Genomic DNA, 1,823 nt, shown 5'->3' with positions numbered 1-1,823 from the left:
ACCGGCATCGTCGGCGCGACGGTGGTCACCGTCGGCATGCTGACGCTGCCGACCCTGTTGCGGCGCGGCTATCACCCGGGCGTGGCCTCGGCCACCATCTGCGCCTCCGGCACCCTGGGGCAGATCATTCCGCCGAGCCTGGTGCTGATTCTGCTCTCGGAAATTCTCGGCGAATCCGTCGGCACCCTGTTTGCCGCCGCCTTCGTACCGGGGCTGGCCATCGCCGTCATCTATATCGTCTATCTACTGGTGCTGGGCTGGTGGAAGCCGGACCTCGTCCCGGCCATCCCGGAAGAGGAGCGCGCCGCTGCCGGTGGCCTGAAGGAATTGCTGCGTGACCTGGCGCGTAGCGTGATTCCGCCGCTGATGCTGGTGTTCGCGGTGCTCGGTTCGATCCTGGGCGGCGTGGCCGCTCCCACCGAAGCGGCCTCGATGGGCGCGTTGGGCAGCATGCTGATCGCGCTGCTGGCCCGGCGTCTCAACTTCACCATGCTCAAGGCCTGTCTGCACTCGACCCTGACCATCACCGCCATGGTCTATTTCATCCTGCTGTGCGCGCAGCCCTTCTCGCTGGCCTTCCGCGGCCTTGGCGGCGAGAACATGGTGCATGACCTGTTCAACCTGCTGCCGGGCGGCGAGCTGGGCGCACTGATCTTCCTGATGGTGATACTGTTCGTGCTCGGCTTTTTCCTCGAGTGGATCGAGATCAGCTATATCGCGCTGCCGATGTTCCTGCCGGTCTTCATCGGCTATGGCACCGACATGGTGTGGCTGGGCGTGCTGGTGGCGATGAATCTGCAGATGTCCTTCCTGACGCCGCCCTTTGGCTGGGCGTTGTTCTTCCTCAAGGGCGTCGCTCCCCCTGAAGTCACCACCCGCCATCTGTATCTCGGTGTGCTGCCCTTCGTGGGCCTGCAGGCTGCGGCAGTCGTGCTGCTGTTCTGCTTCCCGGGGCTCGCTACCTGGCTGCCGGAGGCGATCGGTTGGTAAGCCGGCCAGCCATCTACCGGCGCGACTCGAGACACTTGAGTGGTGATTCAGCGCAAAGGCCATTGGAAAGGTAATTCAGCAACGCGTAATGTCTTGTGGCCTGCCCACCGGCTCGCCTCCCCTGGAGACAGCACACCCGCCAGCGCTCCAGGGACATGCATCGACTGCCGATGGCGTTCATCGGCAACCTTCATCAGCAATGAACCACCCCGCGCCATACGGGGACGACAAGGAAACACCATGGAACTGTTCTCAGCCTATCCACTGCACTGGATTCTCGGCCTGATCGCCGCACTGATCGTCACCGGCATGATTGCCGGCGTGATGGCCGGCCTGCTGGGGGTCGGCGGCGGCATCGTCATCGTGCCCGTGCTCTTTCACCTCTTCAGCCTGCTGGGCGTCGATGAAGCGGTGCGCATGCACCAGGCCGTCGGCACTTCACTGGCTACCATCATTCCCACCTCGATCATGTCGGCCAGGGCGCATTACGCCAAGGGCAATCTGGACCCGGCGATTCTCAAGCGCCTGCTGCCGGGCGTGATCATCGGCGTCATCATCGGCGGCCTGCTCTCCAACCTGTTCAGCGGTGCGGTACTGATGGGGCTGTTTGCCACCGTGGCCTTCCTGGTCGCGCTCAACATGTTCCGCCGTCAGTCCACCGTGCTGGGCACTGGCCTGCCGGGCCCGCTGGGCAGCGGCGCACTGGGCACCTTCATCGGTGGCGTCTCGACGCTGATGGGCATCGGCGGCGGCACCCTGAGCGTGCCGACCCTGAGCACCCTGGGCACCCCGATGCACCTGGCCGTCGGCACGGGCGCGGCGCTGGGTCTGGT

The 1,823-nt window shown here is 64.9% G+C and carries 2 protein-coding genes; both read left to right on the top strand.

What is annotated here, in order from left to right; genetic code table 11:
• Positions 1-990, top strand: a 990-nt coding sequence (locus AC4FAH_RS13980; RefSeq protein WP_490246251.1) for a TRAP transporter large permease, incomplete at its 5' end; no start/stop codon positions are given.
• A gap of 240 nt (positions 991-1,230) precedes the next feature.
• A partial coding sequence (locus AC4FAH_RS13975) for a sulfite exporter TauE/SafE family protein (RefSeq protein WP_483237313.1) occupies positions 1,231-1,823 on the top strand: 593 nt, incomplete at its 3' end.

It is taken from the genome of Cobetia sp. (assembly GCF_983723665.1).
This window is presented reverse-complemented; position numbering and strand designations above follow the sequence as displayed.